Source organism: Cupriavidus sp. 01L43 (assembly GCF_056399925.1).
In genome coordinates this window covers 55,858-74,710 of sequence record NZ_JBFTSH010000022.1, presented here as the reverse complement: position 1 = coordinate 74,710, position 18,853 = coordinate 55,858, and the positions used below count along the sequence as shown (strand labels likewise).

Annotated in this window: 16 protein-coding genes; 11 read left to right on the top strand and 5 right to left on the bottom strand. The window is 68.0% G+C overall.

Annotation, left to right across the window (positions count from 1 at the left end; all coding sequences use genetic code 11):
• Positions 1-17: 17 nt before the first annotated feature.
• Positions 18-1,205, bottom strand: coding sequence for an ABC transporter substrate-binding protein (locus AC1DP9_RS26040; RefSeq protein WP_477108894.1), 1,188 nt, complete (start codon positions 1,203-1,205; stop codon positions 18-20).
• Positions 1,206-1,513: 308 nt separating this feature from the next.
• Between AC1DP9_RS26040 and AC1DP9_RS26035 the strand changes: the two genes are divergently transcribed.
• The 4 genes from AC1DP9_RS26035 to AC1DP9_RS26020 all read left to right on the top strand — a co-directional run bounded on the left by AC1DP9_RS26035 (position 1,514) and on the right by AC1DP9_RS26020 (position 7,395).
• Positions 1,514-3,631 carry a molybdopterin-containing oxidoreductase family protein gene (locus tag AC1DP9_RS26035; RefSeq protein WP_477108893.1) on the top strand — a complete coding sequence of 706 codons (2,118 nt, stop codon included), beginning with the start codon at positions 1,514-1,516 and terminating at the stop codon, positions 3,629-3,631.
• Positions 3,628-4,794, top strand: coding sequence for an aminopeptidase (locus tag AC1DP9_RS26030; RefSeq protein WP_477108892.1), 1,167 nt, complete (start codon positions 3,628-3,630; stop codon positions 4,792-4,794). Before AC1DP9_RS26035 ends, AC1DP9_RS26030 begins: the two co-directional genes overlap by 4 nt.
• Positions 4,795-4,874: 80 nt before the next feature.
• The gene (locus AC1DP9_RS26025; protein WP_092298513.1) at positions 4,875-5,540 is read left to right on the top strand and encodes a TetR/AcrR family transcriptional regulator; all 666 of its coding nucleotides are present in this window, start codon (positions 4,875-4,877) and stop codon (positions 5,538-5,540) included.
• 172 nt (positions 5,541-5,712) lie between these two features.
• Positions 5,713-7,395, top strand: a complete 1,683-nt coding sequence (locus AC1DP9_RS26020) for a long-chain fatty acid--CoA ligase (RefSeq protein ID WP_092298515.1) — start codon at positions 5,713-5,715, stop codon at positions 7,393-7,395.
• Positions 7,396-7,431: 36 nt separating this feature from the next.
• On the opposite strand, the gene AC1DP9_RS26015 is transcribed toward AC1DP9_RS26020, so the two are convergent.
• The 4 genes from AC1DP9_RS26015 to AC1DP9_RS26000 all read right to left on the bottom strand — a co-directional run bounded on the left by AC1DP9_RS26015 (position 7,432) and on the right by AC1DP9_RS26000 (position 10,876).
• On the bottom strand, positions 7,432-7,899 hold the full coding sequence (locus AC1DP9_RS26015; RefSeq protein WP_092298518.1) for a hypothetical protein: 468 nt from the start codon (positions 7,897-7,899) through the stop codon (positions 7,432-7,434).
• Between the two features lie 6 nt (positions 7,900-7,905).
• Positions 7,906-8,418 carry a MarR family winged helix-turn-helix transcriptional regulator gene (locus AC1DP9_RS26010; RefSeq protein WP_092298520.1) on the bottom strand — a complete coding sequence of 171 codons (513 nt, stop codon included), beginning with the start codon at positions 8,416-8,418 and terminating at the stop codon, positions 7,906-7,908.
• A gap of 93 nt (positions 8,419-8,511) precedes the next feature.
• A complete protein-coding gene (locus AC1DP9_RS26005; RefSeq protein WP_477108891.1) occupies positions 8,512-9,519 on the bottom strand; it encodes a tripartite tricarboxylate transporter substrate binding protein in 1,008 nt (335 codons plus the stop codon).
• 172 nt (positions 9,520-9,691) lie between these two features.
• Positions 9,692-10,876: a porin gene (locus AC1DP9_RS26000; RefSeq protein ID WP_477108890.1), complete on the bottom strand. Its 1,185-nt coding sequence runs from the start codon at positions 10,874-10,876 to the stop codon at positions 9,692-9,694.
• 400 nt (positions 10,877-11,276) lie between these two features.
• On the opposite strand from AC1DP9_RS26000, the gene coq7 reads away from it, so the two are divergent.
• From coq7 to AC1DP9_RS25965, 7 genes are all read left to right on the top strand, one after another.
• The gene (gene coq7 / locus AC1DP9_RS25995; RefSeq protein WP_092298526.1) at positions 11,277-11,900 is read left to right on the top strand and encodes a 2-polyprenyl-3-methyl-6-methoxy-1,4-benzoquinone monooxygenase; all 624 of its coding nucleotides are present in this window, start codon (positions 11,277-11,279) and stop codon (positions 11,898-11,900) included.
• A gap of 449 nt (positions 11,901-12,349) precedes the next feature.
• A complete protein-coding gene (gene mraZ / locus AC1DP9_RS25990; protein WP_092298529.1) occupies positions 12,350-12,778 on the top strand; it encodes a division/cell wall cluster transcriptional repressor MraZ in 429 nt (142 codons plus the stop codon).
• Between the two features lie 7 nt (positions 12,779-12,785).
• Positions 12,786-13,766, top strand: a complete 981-nt coding sequence (gene rsmH / locus AC1DP9_RS25985; RefSeq protein WP_092298532.1) for a 16S rRNA (cytosine(1402)-N(4))-methyltransferase RsmH — start codon at positions 12,786-12,788, stop codon at positions 13,764-13,766.
• Positions 13,763-14,095 carry a cell division protein FtsL gene (gene ftsL, locus AC1DP9_RS25980; protein WP_092298535.1) on the top strand — a complete coding sequence of 111 codons (333 nt, stop codon included), beginning with the start codon at positions 13,763-13,765 and terminating at the stop codon, positions 14,093-14,095. The genes rsmH and ftsL overlap by 4 nt, the downstream gene beginning before the upstream one ends.
• Positions 14,092-15,909, top strand: coding sequence for a peptidoglycan D,D-transpeptidase FtsI family protein (locus AC1DP9_RS25975; RefSeq protein ID WP_092298538.1), 1,818 nt, complete (start codon positions 14,092-14,094; stop codon positions 15,907-15,909). Before ftsL ends, AC1DP9_RS25975 begins: the two co-directional genes overlap by 4 nt.
• Positions 15,906-17,453 carry a UDP-N-acetylmuramoyl-L-alanyl-D-glutamate--2,6-diaminopimelate ligase gene (locus AC1DP9_RS25970; protein WP_477108898.1) on the top strand — a complete coding sequence of 516 codons (1,548 nt, stop codon included), beginning with the start codon at positions 15,906-15,908 and terminating at the stop codon, positions 17,451-17,453. The genes AC1DP9_RS25975 and AC1DP9_RS25970 overlap by 4 nt, the downstream gene beginning before the upstream one ends.
• Positions 17,450-18,850, top strand: coding sequence for a UDP-N-acetylmuramoyl-tripeptide--D-alanyl-D-alanine ligase (locus tag AC1DP9_RS25965; RefSeq protein WP_477108889.1), 1,401 nt, complete (start codon positions 17,450-17,452; stop codon positions 18,848-18,850). The genes AC1DP9_RS25970 and AC1DP9_RS25965 overlap by 4 nt, the downstream gene beginning before the upstream one ends.
• The last annotated feature ends 3 nt before the right edge of the window (positions 18,851-18,853 follow it).

Below are 18,853 nucleotides of genomic sequence, written 5' to 3'. Positions count from 1 at the left end.
GGGGCGCCACAGGTGCGTCAGCGAATCACCACGCCGCGCGAGTTGATGATCGTCATTTCGACGAATTTCGATCCCACGTGGTTCTCTGGCCCGTACTGGACGATGAAGCCGCCCAGATCCACGTTGCGCATGCTTTCCACGGCGGTGATGAACTTCTCGCGCGTGACCTCGCGCCCGGTGCGGCGCAGCCCTTCCACGAACGCCTTGGCGGCGATGAAGCCCTCGATACTGGCGTAGTCGAAGTCGTTCTGCTTGCCGGACGCCTGCAGCAGGCGCAGGTACTCGCGCACCACCGGCAGCGTGGCGTTGCCCGGGTGCGGCATCACCTGCGAGATGATCACGCCGCTGCCCAGCGGGCCCACTTCCTTGGCCAGCGCCTGGGTGCCGACGAAGGACACGTTATAGAACTGGCCGCTATAGCCGCGCCGCAGCGCTTCCTTTACGAACGCGCCCACGGTGCGGTAGGCGCTGATCAGCACGATGGCGTCCGGGCTGGCCTTCATGGCGCCCTGCATCGCGTCGCCGATCTCCACCGTGTTGCGGATCACCGACTCCTGGGCGACCAGCTTCACGCCGCTGTCGGCCGGGAGCGACTTGATCGCCTGCTCCACCCCGGCGATGCCGGCCTTGCCGTAGGCGTCGTCGTTATAGACCACGGCCACGCGCTTCAGGCCCGTGGTGCGGATCTGGCGCACGATGGCGGAAGTTTCCTCGTCGTAGCCGGCGCGCACGTGGAAGACGTAGCGGCTGCGCGGGTCGCGCAGCGACTGGGCGCCCGTGAACGGGGCGAAGAACGGCACGCGCGCCTGGTTGGCCAGTGGCACGGCGGCCTGGCTGGTCGGCGTGCCCACGTAGCCGAACAGCGCGAAGACGCGGTCTTCCTCGATCAGCTTTTTGGTGTTCTTGATGGCATCGTCCGGCTCGTAGGCATCGTCCAGCGCCTTGAGTTCGATCTTGCGGCCGAACACGCCGCCTTGCTGGTTGATGTAGTCGAAATACAGCCGCGCGCCCGAGTTCATCTGCTTGCCGAGCACCGCGGTGGAGCCGGTCAGCGCGGCGGACTGGCCGAGCAGGATGGTGTCGGCCGTAACGCCGGTCTCGGTGGCCGTAGTGTTGGCCGCGCTTGCCGCGCCGGATGCGACGACGGCGCACGCCGCCAGCAGGCCGGCAAAGCGCCGGCGCGTGACCCCAGAATGCAAAACCATGTGAATCCCCGTCAAAAAATCCAAAGTGTTCTTGTGCTTCTGTACCCCGCGGCCCCCGCCCGGTCTGTTGCTTGTGAGGGGGTTCCGGCACGGTGGCCGGACTGTCGGGCGGTTTGCCCGGCAGCGCCGGAACATCATAATCGAATACAATCGGAGCCAAACAATTTCTCCCGGTTCGGAACCCTCCGGCGAGGCGCTTGCGCCACAGTCATGCCCCCAGACATGACGGCCGCCTGGCCCGCTCCGTCGCCAGAAATCCATCGCCCCAGGCCCCAAGGCCCCCCAGCCGCCCCACGTCCGACATCACCATGGCCACCCGTATCGTCCGCGCCGCCTGCCCCCACGATTGCCCCGACACCTGTGCGCTGCTCGTCACCGTCGAGGACGGCCGGGCCATCAAGGTGGCCGGCGACCCCGACCACCCGGCCACCCAGGGCGTGCTGTGCACCAAGGTTTCCCGCTATACGGAACGCACCTACCACCCTGACCGGCTGCTGACGCCGCTGCGCCGCGTCGGCAAGAAGGGGGAGGGCAAGTTCGAGCCGATTTCCTGGGACGAGGCGCTCGACGAGGTGGCCCGCCGCCTCGGCGCCATTGCCGCGCGCGACCCGCAGGCCATCATCCCCTACAGCTACGCCGGCACCATGGGACTGGTGCAGGGCGAAAGCATGGCCGCGCGTTTCTTCCACAAGCTCGGGGCTTCGCTGCTGGACCGGACGATCTGCGCCAGCGCGGGCGCCACGGCGCTGCGCTATACCTATGGCGCCAGCGTGGGCATGGACATGGAATACGTGGCCGATGCCAAGCTGGTGATCATCTGGGGCGGCAACCCGATCGCCTCGAACCTCCATTTCTGGACTCGCGCGCAGGAAGCCAAGCGCCGTGGCGCCACGCTGGTCGCCATCGACCCGTATCGCTCCCTGACGGCCGAGAAGTGCCACCGCCACATCGCGCCGATGCCCGGCACCGACGGCGCGCTGGCGCTGGCGATCATGCACGTGCTGATCCGCGACGATTTGCTCGATCACGACTACATCGAACGGCACACGGTCGGCTTCGCCGCGCTGCGCGAGCGGGCGATGGAATTCTCGCCGGCCCGCGCCGCCGAGATCTGCGGCGTGCCGGTGGAAGACATCGAATGGATCGCCGGCCTCTACGGCCAACTCGCGGTGCGTGAGCGCCAGCCAGTGGCCATCCGCCTGAACTACGGCATGCAGCGCGCCCACGGCGGCGGCCAGGCCGTGCGCGCGGTGGCGAGCCTGCCGTCGCTGGTCGGCGCCTGGCGCCACCCGGCGGGCGGCTTGCAGCTATCGACCTCGGGTTTCTTCCCGATCGACCACGCGGCGCTCCAGCGGCCCGACCTGCTGCCAGACTGGCCGCAGGTGCCGCGCACCGTGAACATGAGCACGATTGGCGACGCGCTGCTCGACGACGGCACCGGCGCCCAGGGCCCGAAGATCGAAGCCGTGGTGGTCTACAACAGCAACCCGGTGGCCGTGGCGCCGGAATCGGCCAAGGTGGCGGCCGGCTTCGCGCGCGAGGATTTGTTTACCGTGGTGCTCGAGCATTTCCGCACCGATACGGCCGACTACGCCGATATCGTCCTGCCGGCCACGACCCAGCTCGAGCATGTGGACGTCCACAAGGCCTACGGCCACACCTACTTCCTGGCCAACAACCAGGCCGTGGCGCCGATGGGCCAGGCGCTGCCGAATACCGAGATTTTCCGCCGGCTGGCCGCGCGCATGGGCTTCACCGAGCCGTGTTTTGCCGATAGCGACGAGGCCATCGCCGCGCAGGCCATCCTGCGCGAGGACAAGCGGGCCGAGGGCATCAGCTGGGATTCGCTGCGCGAGCAGGGCTGGCAGAAGCTGAACCTGCCGGCTGCGCCGTTCGCCGAGGGCGGCTTCCCCACGGCATCGGGCAAATGCGAGTTTTACTCCGAGGCGATGGCCCGCGACGGCCTCGATCCGGTGCCGGCCTATGTCCCGCCTTACGAGGCGCCGGCCTCGGCGCCCGAGCTGGCGGCCCGCTATCCGCTGGCGATGATCTCGCCGCCGGCTCGCAATTTCCTCAATAGCTCCTTCGTCAACGTGGACAGCCTGCGCGCCACGGAGGGCGAGCCGCACCTGGACATCCATCCGCTGGACGCCGCCGCGCGCGGCATCGTCCACGGCGCCATGGTCCGTGCCTTCAACGACCGGGGCAGCATGCTGGCCCGCGCCCGCGTGACGGACCGCGCGCGGCAGGGCCTGGTGGTGGGTTTGTCGATCTGGTGGAAGAAGCTGGCGTCGGACGGCAAGAACGCCAACGAACTGACCAGCCAGCGCCTGACCGACCTGGGCCGCGCGCCGGTCTTCTACGACTGTCTGGTCGAGGTGGCGCCCGCGCCGGCCGAGGCGGAGAGGGAGGCCGTGGCGTCATGATGCGCTGGCCGGCCCGCTGGCGCGTGGCGGGCACCCTGGTGGTGCTGGCCGTCGCGGCGCTGGCGGCCGGCTGCGACACGCTCGGCTATTACTATCAGTCGGTCGGCGGCCATCTGGGCGTGATGGCCAAAGCGGAGTCGCTCGACGACGCCATCGACGCCGCCCGCAACGCCAACGACACCCGCCTGGCCCAGCGCCTCACGCTGGCGCGGCAGATGCGCGACTACGCCTCGCGCGAGCTGAAGCTGCCGGACAACGGCAGTTATCGCCGCTACGCCAACCTGCATCGGCCCTACGTGGTGTGGAGTGTGTTCGCCACGCCGGAATTGTCGATGGAGCTGCGCAAGTGGTGCTTCCCCATCGTGGGCTGCATCGCATATCGCGGTTATTACGATCCCCAGGACGCCGAACAGTACGCCAAGGATCTGCGCCGGGAAGGCTTCGAGGCCTACGTGGCCGGGATCCCGGCCTATTCGACGCTCGGATATTTCGACGATCCACTACTCAATACCTTCGTCTACCAGCCCGAGGGCGAACTGGCCCGGCTGATCTTCCACGAACTGGCCCACCAGGTGGTCTACGTGCGCAACGACACCGCGTTCAACGAGTCGTTCGCCACCGCCGTGGAGACGGCCGGGGTGGAGCAATGGCTGGCGCACGCTGCCTCAGCGGACGCCCGCGCCAGCTACCAGATCTACGACAGCCGCCGGCGCGACTTCCGCGCCATGCTGCTGCGCACGCGCGACAAGCTCGTGGCGCTGTACCGCGCCCCGCTGGACGATGAGGCCAAGCGCCAGGGCAAGGCGCGGATCTTCACCGAACTGCGCGAAGACTATGCACACAAGCGCGCCGAATGGGGCAACTACAGCGGCTACGACCGCTGGTTCGACCAGCCCCTGACCAATGCCCACCTGGCCGCCGTGGCCACCTACCAGCAATGGGTGCCCGCGTTCACCGCGCTGCTGGCCAAGTCGGGCGGCGACTGGACCCGGTTCTATGCCGAGGCGCGCCGCCTGGGCGACCTTCCGCCGGCCGAGCGCGACGCCGCGCTGCGCCGGCTGGCGCCGCCGGCCACGGAGGTCACGCCACCGTCGCCGCCGCAGCCTCCGCCACCCAAGCCCCTGTCGGCACAATCCCCAGACAAGGGCGATACCGGCCGGTAGAACCCGACGCCTTCCCGCCCAATCCGTCAAGCCGCGTGTTTCCCGATGGTGGAGCGCGCGCCGCATGAGAAAATTGCCCTATGCCACCCCCCTCCAGGAAAACCGGCGCCGTGCCGCGCGCCGATGAAGCCGCCACGCTGGCCGACGACGGTCCGGCGCGCTCGCACGTTGCCGAGCGCCAGGAAGCACGCCGCCGCCAGATCCTGGATGCCGCCGCCCAGCTCTTCTATACGAAGGGCTACCCCGGCATGACCATGAACGACCTGTGCCGGGCGCTCGGCGTCACCAAGCCGGCGGTCTATTACTACTTCGCCGACAAGTACGAGATCTTCGACATCCTGTGCCGCGAGTCGGCCCAGACCTGCCTGCCGGTGATCCGCGAGACGGCCGACCCGGCGCTGCCCGTGCGCGAGCGCCTGCACGCCTGCCTGCTGGAGATGGCGCGGCGCTGCGTGCGCTGCCACGTGGCAGCGGCACTGAGCTTCCGCGACAACCAGTACCTGAAGCCGGACACCGTGGCGTGGCTCAACACCATGGCGCGCGACTTCTACCGCGACCTCTACGTGCTGCTCGAGGAAGGGCGCGCCACCGGCGTGTTCGCCTTCGGGGATGCCCGCGTGACCGCGCATTCCATGGGCGGCGTGATCGGTTTCATGTACACCTGGCACGAGCCCGGGCGCATGGACGAGGAAACCCTTGCCCAGGAGCTGGCGTCCAACATGATGAAGCTGGTGCTGCCGAGCTGAGGCCAGGCGGGGAGCTAGGGGTATTCCCTCGCCGCCACCCCTGAGTGGCGCATAATTCACGATTTCACGATTCCGGTGGGTGGAGGACTTCGTCTAACGTGTTGTCTGGCGAGGCGTGCACGTTTAGCATTCCCAAAAAATCGAACGACCATTCAGAAATTCAGGAGACGGTATGGAAAAGCTGTGGCTGAAACATTATCCGGCGGGCGTACCGGCAGAGATCGACGCCAGTCAGTTCCGTTCGCTGGCCCAGTTGCTCGAGGAATCGTTCCGTACCTACGCCGACCGTCGCGCCTTCATCTGCATGGACCGCGCCATTACCTATGGCGAGCTGGACCAGCTGTCCGCGCACTTCGCGGCGTGGCTCCAGTCACGCGGCCTGCGCCCCGGCGCACGCGTGGCCATCATGATGCCGAACGTGCTTCAGTACCCGGTGGTGCTGGCCGCCGTGCTGCGCGCCGGCTACGTGGTGGTCAACGTCAACCCGCTCTACACGCCGCGTGAACTGGAACACCAGTTGAAGGACAGCGGCGCCGAGGCCATCGTCATCCTCGAAAACTTTGCCGCCACGCTCCAGGCCGTGCTGCCGGCCACGCCGGTCAAGCACGTGGTGGTGGCCAGCATGGGCGATATGCTCGGCACCGTGAAGGGCGCCGTGGTCAATTTCGTCGTGCGCAACGTCAAGAAGATGGTGCCGGCCTGGGAGCTGCCGCACTGCGTGCGCTTCAACGACGTGCTGGCCGAGGGCGCCAAAATGACGCTCAAGCCGGTGGACACTGGCCCGGACGACATCGCCTTCCTGCAATACACGGGCGGCACCACGGGGATCTCGAAGGGCGCCACGCTGCTGCACCGGAACATTGTGTCGAACGTGTTGCAATCTGAAGCCTGGATGCAGCCCGCGCTGGCCAAGGGCGCGCCCATCGACCAGGTCATCACGATCACCGCGCTGCCGCTGTATCACATCTTCGCGCTGACGGTCTGCTGCCTGCTGGGCATGCGCAGCGGCGGCCTGAGCATCCTGATTCCGAATCCGCGTGACATCCCCGGCTTCGTCAAGGAACTCCAGAAGTACAAGTTCAACATGTTCCCGGCGGTGAACACGCTCTACAACGCGCTGCTGAACAATCCGGACATCGGCAAGGTCGATTTCTCGGGCCTGCGCGTGGCCAACGGCGGTGGCATGGCGGTGCAGGAGGCGGTGGCCAAAAACTGGCTGGCCAAGACCGGCTGCCCGGTCATCGAGGGCTACGGGCTGTCGGAGACCTCGCCGTCGGCCACCTGCAACCCCACGGACACGGACACCTTCTCGGGCACCATCGGCCTGCCGCTGCCTTCCACCGAGGTCTCGATCCGCGACGACGACGGCAACGAACTGCCGCTCGGCCAGCCGGGCGAGATCTGCCTGCGCGGCCCGCAGGTGATGGCCGGCTACTGGAATCGCCCGGACGAGACGGCCAAGGTCATGACGCCGGACGGCTTCTTCAAGACCGGCGACATCGGCATCATGGACGAGCGCGGCTACACCAAGATCGTCGATCGCAAGAAGGACATGATCCTGGTGTCGGGCTTCAACGTGTATCCGAACGAGGTGGAAGGCGTGGTCGCGGAGTGCCCGGGCGTGTTGGAAGTGGCCGCTGTCGGCGTGCCGGACCAGCATTCGGGCGAGGTGGTGAAGCTGTTCGTGGTGAAGAAGGACCCGGCGCTGTCCGAGGCCGATGTCATCGCGTTCTGCAAGGAACGGCTGACCGGCTACAAGCGGCCGAAGTATGTCGAGTTCCGCACCGAGCTGCCCAAGACCAACGTCGGCAAGATCCTGCGCCGCGAACTGCGCGACAGCCGCAAGGCGGCGTAAGCCACTGCGTCATCCGCTTCCATCAGCCGGGCGCCCTCAGCACTCGTTCGAGGGCGCGATCAGCGGCTGGGGCGCGCCGTCCGGATAGATCACCCGCGCGCAGGCGCCTGGGTCCAGCCCGGCCAGCGCCGGCGCGTTGACGTTCACCACGGTCCCGTCCGCGGCCTGCACCTTGTACAGGAACAGGTCGATCTGCTGCGGCGGCCGGCGGTTGAACAGCTGCGTCAGGTCGATCGAAAATCCCACCCCCACGGCGCTGCCGCCGCGCCCGCCGCCTCCACCCACGCCAGCCGCCCCCACGCCCACGCCATAGCCCGGGTAGCTGCCCCCATCGGGCACCTCCACACGGGTCAGGTACGTTCGCTCGATCACGCGGCCCAGCTTGACCGTGGCATTCATCGGCGCCACCTGCGGGGCGGCTGGCGGCGTCTGGGCACAGCCAGACAGGCCAGCCATCACAGCGGCCGTGGCGAGGGTCAGGATCGGGCGGAACAGGGTTTTCATGGCATCTCAGCCGGCAAGGCTGGTCTTGAGCCGGCCCAGCAGGCGGAACAGCGCGCGGCGGTCCGTCTCGGCCAGTCCGGAAAACAGGTGTTCCACCCAGCTCTCGTGCGCGCGGGCCATGCGCGAGAATGCCTCGCGGCCGGCGGGGGTCAGGCGGATCAGGTAGGCGCGGCGGTCCGTGGGCAACGCCTCGCGCGTGACCAGGCCCTCTTGCTGGAGCTGGTCGGTGATGCCGGTAACGTTGCCGCCGGTCACCATCATCCGGCGGGACAACTCGCCCATCTTGAGGCCCTCGGGGTGGCGGTCGAGCTGGGACATCAGGTCGAAGCGCGGCAGCGTGACCGCGAACTCCTGGCGCAGCCGCGAGCGGATGTCGCCCTCCACGAGGTTGGTGCAGGTCAGCAGGCGCAGCCAGAGGCGCAAGGCCTCGTGGCTGGTCTCGCCGACGCGGGTCTCGAGATCTACCGGCGCAAGGTCGGCACTCGGGGGCGCCGCGTTGGCTGTGGGCGAAGTGGGCATTGCGATACCAGGGCAGGCAAAACGTTTGATACCTCAAGTATATGCGCTGGTCCGGTGCAATGCCCCGGAGATCCGCGTTCTGGATCGACGTCCTTAATCGACCTTGGCGCCCGAGTCCTTCACCACCTTCGCCCATTTGGCCGTCTCGGCCCGGATGAACGCCGCGAACTGCTCCGGCGTGTTGCCGACCGGATCGGCGCCCTGGGCCAGCATGCGCTCCCGCACGGCCGGCGTGGCCAGGCTCTTGGCCACTTCCTGCTGAATGCGATGGACGATGTCGGTCGGCGTGCCCGCCGGCGCCAGCAGGCCAAACCACGAGCTGGCCTCGAAGTTCGGCAGCTTGGCGGCGGCCGCCACGGTCGGCAGGTCGGGCAGGGCCGGCGAGGGCTTGGCGCTGGTCACCGCCAGTGCCTTCAGCTTGCCGCTCTTGATCAGTTGCATCGACGAAGGCAGGTTATCGAACATCAGCTGCATGGTGCCGCCGGACAGGTCGGTCAGCGCCGGGCCGCTGCCCCGGTACGGGAAGTGGACCATGAACGTCTTGGTCTGGGTCTTGAACAGCTCACCGGCCAGGTGGATGGACGTGCCGTTGCCGCTCGACGCCATGTTCAGCTTGCCCGGATTGGCGCGCGCATAGCCGATCAGGTCATTGACGCTGTTGATCTTGTTCTGCTGCGCGAAGGCCGGGTTCACCACCAGCACGTTCGGCACCGACGCCACCTCGGTGATCGGCACGAAATCCTTGATCGGATCGAACGGCAGCTTGGCGTAGAGCGACTGGTTGATGCCGTGCGTGCCGACGGTGCCCATCAGCAGGGTGTAGCCGTCCGGGGCGGACTTGGCGACGATGTCCGTGCCGATATTGCCGCCCGCGCCCGGTTTGTTGTCCACCACGACGTTCCAGCCGGGCAGCTTGGACAGCTCGGCGGCCACGGCGCGCGCGAGGATGTCGGTGGTGCCGCCGGCCGGGAAGGGCACCACGAGCCGGATCGGCTTGTTCGGGTACGGATCGGCGGCAAAGGCGGTGGACGCGGGCAGGGCGAGGGAAGCCAGGGCGGTGGACAGCAGCAGCGCAAGGGCGCGCCGGCGGGGGGGGTGCATGAGGGTCTCCTGTTGGCGGCCGGCTGTCTGGTCTTCCGGTCTCGGGGCCATTCTAGTCTCGCCAGCGCCACTTCGCGGATGAGGTGAAGCCCTTACCGACTGTGCCCGGGCGTGTCACGGAAACGAAAAAAGGCGCCCGAAGGCGCCTTTCTCCCAACCGGATGGCTTCAGGTCAGAACTTGTGGCGGATACCGAGTGCCACGCCGATCTGGCTGTTCTTGCCCTGTTGCATGAAGTAGCCGTTGGCGAAGCTCACGGCCGAGGTGTCGAAGTTCAGGCCCGAGTTCTTGGCGTAGCCGGCCGTCAGGTAGACGTCGGTGCGCTTCGAGAAGTTGTAGTCGGCGATGAAGCTGACCTGCCACGGGTTGGCCGGGTTGTCCTGGACGAATGCCGACGAGGCGCGCAGCGTCTTCAGATCGTCGTAGAAGTACGCAAGCGTCAGACCCAGCGGGGCAGTGACCTGGTAGTTCAGGCCAGCCCAGAAGTAGTCGTCGCGCTGGAGCGTGTTGCCGGCGTTGTCCTCGATCATGCCGTAGCGGTAGCCCACCATCGCCTTGAACGGGCCGAATGTGTAGCTGCCGGCCGTGCCGATCTTGCGCGACTTGCCCGCCGAGCCGATCGTGGTGGCCGGACGCCATTCGTCATAGGCCACCGTCAGGCCGAACGGGCCCGAGAGGTACAGCAGGCCGGCGCCGCCGCCCGCGTTGTTGTTGAAGTTGCCGGGGGCTTCGCCAGCCCCTGCGTTGGCCAGCGGCACGGGGCCGATGGCGGCCACGCCGGTGCCGAAGCTCCAGTGCGCTTCAGCCGTGACCGGGCCGAGCACGGCGGTGTACTTGACCGTGTTGTCCGAACGGAAGTTGGTACCCAGCTGGGCCACCACCGGTTCGTAGATCGTGGCGTAGCCGGTCGGCGAGAAGTTCGCGAACATGTCGAACATCGTCGTGTACTGGCGGCCGAAGGTCAGGCGGCCGAGCTTGTCGCTCTGCATACCCACGTAGGCTTGACGACCGAACAGGCGGCCGCCTTGCTGCGAGCGGCCATCGTCGAGGCCAAAACCGGATTCCAGCACGAACAGCGCCTTCAGGCCGCCACCGAGGTCTTCGGTGCCACGCAGGCCCCAACGCGAGCCGGACAGGCCGCCGCCGGTCTGCAGGCCGACGCGGCTGCCGCCACCGGGCAGCGACGGCGGGCGGCCATTCGGGCCCCACGTCGCCGGATTGGTATTGAAGCCCGGTGCCAGGTGGTTGTTATATTCGATCGGCACGTCCACGACGCCGTACAGCGTCACGCTCGTCTGGGCGTTTGCCGCGCTGGCAAACGCGCCCATCGCGGCAAGCGCGATTAGCGACTTTTTCATGCTGGGTTATCTCCACTTAAGAATTATTAGATGAAGCGCCGAAGAACCTCCTGAGCCCTCTCTCCACTCTTCTGCGCTTAACTTCCATGGAAGCTGTCGGTCACTCTAGCAAAAGCGCGCATTTTGTTGACCCTGAGGTAAACGTCTTGTCTTGTTTTCACAACTCAGGGTTTCTGGGTACGGAAAACCAGTCCAGGCGCAGCGTTCCGGGCTGCTCGCGGCTTGCCGCCGGGGGCGTGCGGATGGGCGCCGGGTACAATGCGGGGAAATCCCGAGGCGCTGCCGGCCCCGGCCTCCCCCGTTGGTGGGGGATTGGATCGGCCGCGTGAAATGCCGCTCAAACGGGTGCTTGAAGCTTGACGCATCACTGATTGACCGAAATCGACAAGACATCGCAGACATGGATACGCTGATCCGAGAATTCGACGTGGCGCTGCGCGCCATCGCGGGCGCGACCCGGGCCGGCCGGCCGAACCCGGCTGACCGCCTGGCGCCGGAGACGGATGAACTGAGCGCGGATGCACGCCGCCATGTGGCCGGGCTGATGCGCATCAACCATGTCGGCGAGGTCTGCGCCCAGGCCCTGTACCAGGCGCAGAAGATCACGGCGCGCACCGCGCCGGTGCGGGCGCAGATGGATGCCGCCGCGCGCGAGGAGGAAGACCACCTCGCCTGGTGTGCCGAGCGACTGCGCGAACTCGGCTCGCGGCCGAGCCTGCTGAACCCGGTCTGGTACGCGGGCGCGTTCGCCATCGGCTTCCTGGCCGGCCGCGCCGGTGACCGCGTGAGCCTGGGCTTCGTCGCCGAGACCGAGCGCCAGGTCGAGCATCACCTGACCGGCCACCTCGACCAGCTGCCGCCCGCCGATGGCCGCAGCCGCGCCATCCTCGAACAGATGCGCGACGACGAGATCCGCCACGGCGATGCCGCGCGCGACGCCGGCGGCCTGCCGCTGCCCGCCCCGGTACGCGCGCTGATGCGTGCCGCCTCGCGCGTGATGACCACCACCGCCTACCGCATCTGATTCCCACCGGCGGCCAGCCGGATCGGCTGCCCGCCCGACCTGTGGAAAAGTCCCGTGAGCCCTTGTGCAATCGGGGCTCGCGGCAAAACGTTGTATCCTTCGCGACAACGCGGAACGGAATTCGCCCAGCGTTGTCGGCCGTCCCTCCCTCGGCAGTTCTCAGGTGGTTTCTCTGCTTTGCTCCCTAAGATCTTCATTTCATTAAGGATTCACTTTCGTGGTGCGTGAAGTCAACGCGCTAAGTCTTTGTTCTGATTCAAAAAACCCCGTTTTTCGCCCGATGGCGAGCCTTGACCCGCTATACCGCTTCCTCTAAAGTGGGAAATAGTGTGAGGAAGTGTATTTTTGTGTGATAAAGCGGCCTGCGTCTGCGATGATTTGAACAGACCGGACAGGATGGTTCGACCTGCCGCACGGCGCGTAAGCCGTCGGCAACCGGGGGGCATAGCTTGTTTCAGGGAGCATCGGCGCTGTCGCTCGATGCCAAGGGTCGGATGTCGATTCCGGCCAGGCACCGCGAAGCGCTGCAACAGCAGGCCGAAGGCCGGGTGACGCTGACCAAGCACCCGGATGGATGCCTGTTGCTCTTTCCCCGCCCCGAGTGGGAGACCTTCCGTAGCCGTATCGCGGCGCTGCCGATGGATGCGCACTGGTGGAAGCGGATCTTCCTGGGCAACGCCGCCGACGTGGAAATGGATGGCGCGGGCCGCGTGCTGATTGCACCGGAGCTGCGCAGTGCCGCCATGCTCGACAAGGAAGTCATGCTGCTCGGTATGGGCAGCCATTTCGAAGTCTGGGACGCCGCCACCTACGCCGCGAAGGAATCGCAGGCGATGGCACAAGGCATGCCGGACGCATTGAAGAATTTCTCTTTCTGAAGAGGTCATGAGCCCTACCGGAACGCCGGGGTCCACCACCCTGCGCCATCGCACCGTGTTGCTGGACGAGGCCGTCGAGGCGCTCGTCTGGCGGCCCGACGGCGCCTACGTGGACGGCACGTTCGGCAGGGGCGGGCACAGCCGGGCGATCCTGGCCCGGCTGGGGCCAGCCGGCACCCTCGTCGCGTTCGACAAGGATCCGGCAGCAATCGCAGAAGCGGGCACCATCGGGGATGCCCGCTTCTCCATTGAGCACGCGAGCTTTGGCGACATGGCCGGGCGGCTGGCCGACCGTGGTCCGCTGGCTGGCGTGCTGCTCGACCTGGGAATCAGCTCGCCCCAGATCGACGAGGCGGCGAGGGGGTTTTCCTTTCGTTTCGAGGGCCCGCTGGACATGCGCATGGACACCACGCGCGGCATGACTGCCGCCGAGTGGCTTGCACAGGCGGACGAGCAAGACATTGCCAGGGTGATACGAGACTATGGGGAAGAACGGTTTGCTGTACAGATTGCAAAGGCGATTGTTGCTCGCCGGAGCGAACCCGGCGATGGCGGAGCACTCGCCACTACTTCAGACCTTGCCGCGCTCGTGGCGAAAGCCGTCAAAACACGCGAGAAGGGTCAGGACCCTGCGACCCGCACCTTTCAAGCTCTACGGATTCACATCAATCAAGAGCTTGCGGACCTCGAGGCCGGGCTGAAGGCGGCTTACGAGCTGTTGCAGGTGGGGGGCCGCCTCGTGGTGATCAGTTTCCATTCGCTCGAGGACCGCATCGTCAAGCGGTTCATGCAGGCGCACGCGCGTCCGCAGCAGGACGCCGATCCCGCGCTGCGCCGCGCGCCGCTGCGCGCCGCCGACCTGCCGCAGCCTACGCTCAAGCTGCTGGGCCGCTTCAAGCCCGGCGCCGATGAGGTGGCCGAGAACCCGCGCGCCCGCTCCGCCGTGATGCGCGTGGCCGAAAAGCTGCCGGAGGCCCGCCCGGCATGAATCGCCTCACCTTCTTCCTCCTGGCTGCCCTCCTGCTCTGCGCGCTGTCCCTGGTCAGCGCGCAGCACCAGGCACGCACGCTGTTCGTGGCGCTGGAGCGCGCGCAGTCCGAGGAGAAGCAGCTCGATATCGACTGGTCGCGCCTGCAGTACCAGCAGAGCGCGCTCGGCAAGAGCGCGCGCATTGCCGATGCCGCGCGCACCCAGCTCAAGATGGCGCCGGCGCTGGCCGGCCGTACCCAATACCTGCAGGGCGTGGTGCTACCCAACACGCCGCCGGATGCCGAGCAACCGGCCGAAAAACCCGCCGCCGGGGGAGCCGCCAAATGAGCATGGCTCGCCCCTCGCTGAACCGCGCCCGCACTGGCCGCCAGGCGGCTGGTGGCGCCGCGCGCCCGCGTACCGGCCAGTTCTCGGCCAGCCCGGTGCTGGGCCTGCGCCTGCCGATGTGGCGCTCCAAGCTGGTGGTGTTCCTGATGTTCGCGGCGTTCGCCGCGCTGGCCGCGCGCGCGCTGTGGATCCAGGGCCCCGGCAACCAGTTCTATGAGGCCGAGGGCAAGAAGCGCTTCCAGCGCACGCTCGAGCTGCCCGCCACGCGCGGCAAGATCCTGGACCGCAACGGGCTGGTGCTGGCCACCAGCCTGCCGGTCAAGGCGATCTGGGCTGTGCCCGAGGACGTCTCCAGCGACATCGAGCCGCAGCGCATCCGCCAGCTGGCGAAGCTGCTGGAGATGTCCGAGAAGGAACTCAAGGCCAAGCTGTCCGAGGACAAGAGCTTCGTCTACCTGAAGCGGCAGGTGCTGCCCGACGCCGCCGACAAGATCGCCGCGCTCAAGATCGAGGGCGTGCACCAGACGCGCGAGTACAAGCGGTTCTACCCGGAAGGCGAGGCGATGGCGCACATCGTCGGCTTCACCAACGTCGAGGACAAGGGCCAGGAAGGCGTGGAACTGGCGCGCGAAGGCGTGCTGGCCGGCCGCTCGGGCGCGCGCCAGGTCATCAAGGACCGGCTCGGCCGGGTGGTGGAGGACGTCGGCATCCTCAAGACCCCGCGCGACGGCGAGGACATGCAGTTGTCCATCGACGCCAAGATCCAGTACCTGGCCTACAACGAGGTCAAGGCCGTGGCCGAGCGCAGCAAGGCCAAGGCGGCCAGCGCCGTGGTGCTCGACGCCCAGACCGGCGAGGTGCTGGCGCTGGCCAACTGGCCCACCTACAACCCGAACGACCGCACGCGCCTCTCCGGCGAGCAGCTGCGCAACCGGGTGCTGACCGATACCTTCGAGCCCGGCTCGATGATGAAGCCGATCTCGATCGGGCTGGCGTTGCAACTGGGCCGCGTCACGCCGTCCACGGTGGTGACCACCACGGGCAAGTACCAGTTCGAGGGCGCCACGATCAGCGACACCCACAACTACGGCGCGCTGACGGTGTCGGGCGTGATCCAGAAGTCGAGCAACATCGGCACGACCAAGATCGCGATGCTGATGAAGCCGCAGGAAATGTGGGATATGTATACCAGCCTCGGCCTGGGGCAGGCGCCGAAGATCGGCTTCCCGGGCGCCGTGGCCGGCCGCGTGCGGCCCTGGAAGAGCTGGCGCCCGATCGAACAGGCGACGATGTCGTACGGCTACGGCCTGTCGGTGTCGCTGTTCCAGGTGGCGCACGCCTACACGATCTTCGCCCATGACGGCGAGCTGATCCCGGTATCGATCTTCAAGACCAACGGCCCGGCGACCGGCGAGCGCATCCTCAAGCCGCAGGTGGCGCGCGACGTGCGCGGCATGCTGGAAACCGTGACCGCGCCGGGCGGCACCGCGCCCGAAGCCCAGGTGATGGGCTATCGCGTGGGCGGCAAGACCGGCACGGCATACAAGCACGTGGGCCGCGGCTACGACCGCAGCAAGTACCGCGCGTCGTTCATCGGCCTGGCGCCGATGTCCAACCCGCGCGTGATCGTGGCGGTCAGCGTGGACGAGCCGACCGTCGGCAGCCACTACGGCGGCGCGGTGGCCGGTCCGGTCTTCGCGGCGATCACCGGCGGGGCATTGCGGGCGCTGAACGTGCAGCCCGATTCGCCGATCCGCCAGCTAATGGTGACGGACAAGGTGCAGGAGAGCGAGCCATGGGCCACGACGCCATGACGGCCAAGCCGCTGCTCCCCCTCGAAGTCTCCGCCCAGGCCAGCAACGCGCTGGCCTGGCTGCGTACGCACGCACCCGCCACGGCCCGCCTCACCGGCGATACGCGCCGCCTGCAGCCGGGCGATGTGTTCTTCGCCTACGTGCTCGGTAACGAACGGCTGGCCACGGACGGCCGGCCCCATATCGACAAGGCTATCGCCGCCGGCGCGTCGGCCATCCTCTATGAAGCCGATGGCTACGCCTGGACGCATGGCGATGCCGTGCCGTATCTGGCCGTCTCCCAGTTGCACGAGCTGGCCGGCCCGATTGCCGCCGGCTGGCATGGTGTGGCCGCGCGCGGCCTGTCCGTGACCGGCATCACCGGCACGAACGGCAAGACCTCGTGCGCGCAATGGCTGGCCCGCCTGCTCCAGGCCACTGGCACGCGCTGCGCGACCATCGGCACGCTCGGCACCGGCTTCCCTGATGCCCAGCAGGCCACCGGCTTTACCACGCCGGACGCCGTCCAGCTCCAGGCCAGCCTGGCCGACCTCCACGACGCCGGCGCGCGCGCCATCGCCATGGAAGTCTCGTCGCACGGCCTGGAACAGGGCCGCGTGGCCGGCACCGGGTTTGCCGTGGCCGTGCTGACCAACCTGACGCAGGACCACCTGGATTACCACGGCACGATGGCCGAGTACGAGGCCGCCAAGGCGCGCCTGTTCCAGTGGGAGGGCCTGCGCGCCGCCGTGATCAACCGCGATGACGCGATGGGCGGCCGCCTGCTGGCCAGCAACGCCGCCGCCGTGGCCGCGCCGCAGGTGATCGAATATGGGATCGACGGCGCCGCCGGCGCCTCGGCCGCCCGTGGCCAGTGGCTGCGGGCCACCGGCGTGCGCGCCACGGCCAGCGGCACCGCCTTCCACGTCGACGGCAGCTTTGGCAGCGCCGACGTGACCACGCCGATGATCGGCAATTTCAATGTCAGCAACCTGCTGGCCGTGCTCGGTGCCGCGCTGGCGCAGGGCGTGGCGTGGGATGCCGCGCTCGCCGCGCTGCGCAGCCTGACGCCGGTGGATGGCCGCATGGAGCTGTTCGGCGGGCAGGACGCCCCGCTGGCCGTGGTCGACTACGCCCACACGCCGGACGCGCTCGCGCAGACACTGGCCGCGCTGCGCCCGGTGGCGCAGGCCCGTCAGGGCCGGCTCTGGTGCGTATTCGGCTGCGGTGGCGACCGCGATGCCACCAAGCGCCCGCTGATGGGCGGCGTGGCCGAGCGTCTTGCCGACGACATCATCCTGACCAGCGACAACCCGCGCAGCGAAGATCCGCGCGACATCCTCGAAGCCATCGCCGACGGCATGCAGGACCGTGCCCGCGCCCGGCTGGTCGAGGATCGCGCCGCCGCCATCCTCTATGCCATCAAGCACGCGGCCACGGCCGATGTGGTGCTGGTGGCCGGCAAGGGCCACGAGGCCACGCAGGAGATCCAGGGCAAGAAGCGCCCGTTCTCCGATCGCGAGCACGTACGCCTGACGCTGGGCACGCGGGGGGTGTCGGCATGAACCAGACCACGATGACCAATTTGCAGCAAGCCGCCGGCTGGATGGCCGGCGCCCGCGTGGTGGGTGATGCCTCGTGCACGTTCACGCGCGTGCATACCGACAGCCGTACCGTCGAGCCCGGCGACCTGTTCGTCGCGCTCCAGGGCGAGCGCTTCGACGCCCATGATTTCCTGGCCGATGTGATCGCGCGTGGCGCGGCTGCCGTGCTGGTCAGCCGTGAGACCGGCCTCGATGTGCCGGCCATCGTGGTCCCGGACACGCGCATCGGCCTGGGTGAACTCGGCGCCGGCTGGCGCCGCCAGTTCACGCTGCCCACGGTGGCCGTGACCGGCAGCAACGGCAAGACCACGGTCAAGGAAATGATCGCGGCGATCTTCGCCGCCGCCGTGGGCGAGCCGGACCGGCTGGCCACGGGGGGCAATCTGAACAACGACATCGGCCTGCCGCTGACGGTGTTGCGCCTGCGCGCGTACCACAAGCTGGCGGTGCTGGAACTCGGCATGAACCATCCGGGCGAGACGGTCTATCTGGCCGGTATCGCCCAGCCGACCGTGGCCGTCATCACCAACGCCCAGCGCGAGCACCAGGAGTTCATGGTCAGCGTGGAGGCGGTGGCGCACGAGCACGCCAGCGCGCTGGCCGCGCTGCCGGCCGATGGCGTGGCCGTGTTCCCGGTGGATGCCGAGAGCGGCGGGGCGCATGCGCAGATCTGGCGCCAGGCGGCTGCCGGACGGCGCGTGATGGCGTTCGGGACCGATGCGTCGGCCGACGTGCGCGCCACGGTGTCGCTCGATGACGGCGTGCAGGTGCTCCATGTGACCGCGCCCGGCCAGACTTTCGACCTGCGCCTGCAGCTGCTCGGCGCTCACAACGTGCGCAACGCGCTGGCCGCCACGGCCTGCGCGCTGGCGGCGGGCGTGGACGTGGCCGCCATCCAGGCGGGCATCGCCGGCTTCACGGCCGTGAAGGGCCGCCTGCAGGTCAAGCACACGGCGGCCGGCACGGTCCTGATCGACGACACCTACAACGCCAATCCGGACTCCATGCGCGCCGCCATCGACGTGCTGGCCGGGTTTGCCGCGCCGCGCCTGCTGGTGCTGGGCGACATGGGCGAAGTCGGCAACCAGGGCCCGGCGTTCCATACCGAAATTGGCGACTACGCGCGCACGCGCGGCATCGAGGCGCTCTGGGCCACGGGCCAGTTGGCGCCGCACGCGGTGCAGGCCTACGGGCCGGCGGGCCGCCATTTCGACAAGGCGGAAGACCTGGCGCAGGCGCTGGGCGAAGACAAGGAGGGCACGGTAGCCGGGGCATCGGCCGTGCTGGTGAAGGGATCGCGCTTCATGCGCATGGAACGGATGGTCGATGCGCTGGTCGCAACACCTTCCGCTCACTAACTG